This is a genomic window from Segatella oulorum F0390 (assembly GCF_000224615.1).
GTDB lineage: Bacteria > Bacteroidota > Bacteroidia > Bacteroidales > Bacteroidaceae > Prevotella > Prevotella oulorum.
This window is the reverse complement of sequence record NZ_JH114216.1, coordinates 531,344-535,784: the sequence shown is the minus strand read 5'-3', so window position 1 is coordinate 535,784 and position 4,441 is coordinate 531,344. Positions and strand designations below refer to the sequence as shown.

4 protein-coding genes are annotated in these 4,441 nt (G+C 38.5%); 1 reads left to right on the top strand and 3 read right to left on the bottom strand.

Annotation, left to right across the window (positions count from 1 at the left end; genetic code table 11):
- Both HMPREF9431_RS08670 and HMPREF9431_RS08665 read right to left on the bottom strand, forming a co-directional pair.
- Positions 1-784 (bottom strand): IS982 family transposase (locus HMPREF9431_RS08670; protein ID WP_196794589.1); only part of this gene is annotated, 784 nt, incomplete at its 3' end.
- A gap of 856 nt (positions 785-1,640) precedes the next feature.
- Positions 1,641-2,840: an MFS transporter gene (locus tag HMPREF9431_RS08665; protein ID WP_004380863.1), complete on the bottom strand. Its 1,200-nt coding sequence runs from the start codon at positions 2,838-2,840 to the stop codon at positions 1,641-1,643.
- A gap of 158 nt (positions 2,841-2,998) precedes the next feature.
- On the opposite strand from HMPREF9431_RS08665, the gene HMPREF9431_RS08660 reads away from it, so the two are divergent.
- A complete protein-coding gene (locus HMPREF9431_RS08660) occupies positions 2,999-3,934 on the top strand; it encodes an AraC family transcriptional regulator (RefSeq protein WP_196794583.1) in 936 nt (311 codons plus the stop codon).
- 16 nt (positions 3,935-3,950) lie between these two features.
- Here the strand turns inward: HMPREF9431_RS08660 and HMPREF9431_RS08655 are convergent.
- Positions 3,951-4,441: IS982 family transposase (locus tag HMPREF9431_RS08655; protein WP_004380861.1), on the bottom strand; the 491-nt coding region annotated here is incomplete at its 5' end.

Sequence of the window (4,441 nt, the reverse complement as noted above, 5' to 3'; positions counted from 1 at the left end):
GTATAGAGTGTTCCACCTGCGCAATGTTCTTTAGTTCATCATTCACCGTCTCTATAATGGCTCTTTTTCTGAGTAAAAGTCTGTCTGAAACACTCATTAACGCTCCTTTCATGTTACTTTTCAATTTGGTAATAAGCTGTATTCCGTCAACGAAAAGCCTTTGAAAGAGGTTCTTGCTGATGTAGCCCTTGTCACCGAATAGCTTACCATATATAAAATCTATGAATGCTTTGTACTCCAAAGGCTTACGGTCATCAATATCTCCTGGCGTTATCATAAAGTTGAGAAGTTCTCCTTTCTCTTTGCAAATCAAATGCAACTTGAAGCCAAAGAACCAACCCATAGAGCATTTTCCTCTTTGAGCTATGCCTTTGAAAACCTTGTGAATATGTATTCTTTGGTTTTTGCAGACACGCAGTGGTGTGCTGTCAACGAAACTTATACCAGTGCATTTACCCAACAGGACCTTCTTGATAAACAAGGTTAAGGGTATAACTACATCCCTTTCCAATTCTACTATACGGTTATAAGAAACAACTTTTGGAAACAGATGGCGAAGCTGCTTGCATACTTTTTCAAGATAGAAATGTTTGAAGCAGCGATAACCAGAACCGTGGAAAGGAATCATTACCAGCATAACTTCTGTCTTTGACATCATAGAATCACGACGATGCTTTCGTTTTCCGGTAGGTTTTAGCGTATATTTTGCTGTCATTGCATCAAAAAACTTGCAGGAATCGACTACCATACAAAATATTTCAGTAACTCCTCCATAGGTGATTATTACGGTTTTTATTTATAACTGTTTGTATATTAGCTCCTTAATGCTACAACGAATTTCACTAATCACCAAATCCATAGACACTTATAATTCGTCGAGATCACGGTAACATAAAAGCAAAAACAAGAGAGACTGCAATCTATAAGAGGCTTTACGCGGATACCATCAGTAGTGAGAACATTAATCTTAATATAAAGATTTACACGCTCATAACAGCTGTTTTTTAGGGAATCTCTGCGCTTTCTCTCCTCGCATTAGGGCAGAACGGAGGGAGGGAAGGACTGTTCAGATGTAAAGATTATTCCCATCTGCTTTTTAATCTACGACCTTTTACAAGCCCGTTTGTAACCTATTGATATCTTGAAGATTACAAAGATGATAAAGAAGGGATATGGTAGGGAAAGTGAAAGATAGCGAAGTGAGAAGTGTAAGGGTTTTTGTTACTGCGCGTTCTGTTGTGTTTTTCAAGGTAAGGTCAGTGCGCTTTGTCATCAGGGTAGCGGTTTTACCGATTCAACAGACGGGTGAACAGACTGAGAAACGGGCGTGAAGAAGACGAAAGAAACGGCGGGATTGGCAATCAAAAAAGTGTCTTTCAGTCGGTGATTTTTTAACGTTCCAACGACAGTTTACAAAGAATTAATTGTGTTTCAGCGACAGAACCATGACCAATAATATGGACCATGATGGATATACAGTAAGCTGAGAGCCTACTTAATAGATTCAGCTCGCACGCTCTATGTCCTCCTTTAAAAAGGACAAAGAGCTTCACGAGCTGTAGAAGGAGAAGTTTTCAATTCAACTTATATCACTTCTCAAATAGATTACCGATATGCTTATGCTATAGAGGAAGAAGTTCTTATCTCAACTTATAGCCCTTGAATGCATAGAAAAGGATATAAGAGAAGCTGACAAAACAGATCCCATACGCATATTGAATGTTGCTAACATCCTTAATAAGTCCGAACAACACAGTGATAACAGCACCACCGATAAGTCCCATTGTCATTAGTGATGAGCCTTCCTTGGTATATTTACCCAAGTCCATAAGAGCCAAAGGCCAGAATGCGGGCCACATCAATGAGCAGCCTAATGCCATGATACCTACAGCATAAATACTATAAACACCCGGGAGTAACAATACAAGTAGCGTTCCAAACAGTGCAACGAAGGAACAGATCTGTAAGGCTTTCGTCTGTGAAAGATGCTTAGGAATAAGAATAATACCTGCGATATATCCTATACTGATGCTGATTGGGGTAATCCATGAGTACATATGAGGATGAGGAAGACCTAATTCACTTGCATAATCTATAAGTGTACCCAAGACGATGGTCTCTGAACCAACATAAAAGAATATGGCAATTGCTCCAAGAACAAGATGTGGGAACTGGAAGACAGAATGCTTACTGTTTGCGTAGTCGGACACTGCTGAATCTGCATCGGCGTCGTCTTCTCCAGCAGCTTTCACCTCTGGCAATGGTGATATGAGTGCTACGACACCTAAGATTACAAATAAGCAGATTATAACCAAGAACGGTTTGTCAAGATCTTCCAAGCCAACACCTCCACTATTACTTGCAAAAAGAGCAATAAACAAAGGTGATACAGGCCATGCTAACTTGTTTATCATGCCCATAATAGAGATTCTTTTTGCTGCACTCTCCGTTGGTCCAAGGATTGTTACATAAGGATTTATAGCAGATTGTAGGAACGTATTAGCTGTTCCACAAAGGAAAGATGCCAATAAGAAGATAATGAAACTCCTTTCAGCTGCAGAGAGAATAAACACTCCGAAGGCTATAGCAAACATGGCAAAAGCTGCAGCCATCGTACGCTTATATCCAATTTTACTTATCAATAAGCCTGCTGGATAACCAAAGATAAGGAACGGTAAGAACGTAGCTCCTATAAGCATATAGGCTTCTGTGGACGAAACGCTTAGCGAAACCTTCAATACTGGTACTAATAAGGAATTGATTCCCAATGCAAAGCCACAAGTAAAGAACATGAAAGCAAGGAAAAGCATTGGTATAATGAAGTTGTTTTTTTCTTTCATAGAGAATCTTTTTTGAATTAAAAATTAATTGTTATGTTTTAAAAATCCGCTTTTTTTGACTACAGTTATCTTGAAAATGCAAAGTTACAACTTGTTTTTAACAATAATATTCACTATCTTTGCGTTGTTATAGACTATATTTACATTTGCAGAAAAAGATGGTAATACTTGATAGAAAGATAGTACATAATGTGCAAACCAGGTGCAGTCACATTATATACACTGAGTTTAATCTACCATTTCATAGACATTCCGAATATGAACTCATCCTGTTTACCAGCGGAAGTGGGACTGAATTTGTTGGAGAGGGGGTTGCTGACTACAAAAAGGGCGACGTTGCACTTATCGGAAGTAATATTCCCCATCTGCATTTATGCAAAAGTAGAATGGGAAATAGCCAAGAAACAGAAGCTATGGAACATAGTACAAGTGAAACAATACAGTTCAGTCCAGACATGTTTCCACCCGATATTCTTAACCTACCAGACTATGAACATATTGCTGATTTGCTATCGAAAAGCCAGTATGGCATACGTTTCTATGATGAAGGATTATATGAGGACCTCCTCTCAAGGTTATCTTTGTTCGATTCACAGTCCTATACAAGGCGTCTGATTGCTTTGTATGAGATTCTCGAAAGATTATATAACTGTTCACAAACAAAGCTATTATCACCAATAGCATTCAGCCATTACAAAGCTCCTAATACCGATACTGCCATTGACAAGGTATTCACCTATTTATATAATAACTTCCAGAAGAAGATTGTTCTCGCGGAACTTGCTGACTTTGTTAGTCAGAATCCGACGTCACTTTGCCGATATTTTAAGAAATGTACCAACAAGAGTATATTCCAAGTACTTGCCAATATACGCATTGAATATGCTTGTAAATTACTAACTCATTCGAACCTTACGGTCAATGAAGTGGCTTTTAACTCGGGATACAATACACCAACACTGTTTTACGAACAATTCTTAAGAGAGATACATCTAACCCCAAATGAATACAGACAACACATTAACGCTGAGAAAATCAGCAACCATATGAATATAACAATTGGTTCGACGCAAGACTCAACACATAGTAAATAACGTGAGTTCGACGAATTCAGAACAATGCAAGCTGTGTGTCAATGGTCCTTTGTACATTGATGCACGGCTTCTTTGGAAACAGGCAATAGGCAGCAATTGCTCCTAATAGGTTAACGATGAAATTGTCAAAGCATCTATGTCTGGAGTATTCCACCTGCGCAATGTTCTTTAGTTCATCATTCACCGTCTCTATAATGGCTCTTTTTCTGAGTAAAAGTCTGTCTGAAACACTCATTAACGCTCCTTTCATGTTACTTTTCAATTTGGTAATAAGCTGTATTCCGTCAACGAAAAGCCTTTGAAAGAGGTTCTTGCTGATGTAGCCCTTGTCACCGAATAGCTTACCATATATAAAAACTATGAATGCTTTGTACTCCAAAGGCTTACGGTCATCAATATCTCCTGGCGTTATCATAAAGTTGAGAAGTTCTCCTTTCTCATTGCAAATCAAATGCAACTTGAAGCCAAAGAACCAACCCATAGAGCATTTCCTCTTTGAGCTATGCC

Bases quoted from the DNA above. Each gene is read 5' to 3' on its own strand.
- HMPREF9431_RS08665 (WP_004380863.1), bottom strand. From the start codon at position 2,840: ATGAAAGAAAAAAACAACTTCATTATACCAATGCTTTTCCTTGCTTTC.
- HMPREF9431_RS08660 (WP_196794583.1), top strand. From the start codon at position 2,999: ATGGTAATACTTGATAGAAAGATAGTACATAATGTGCAAACCAGGTGC.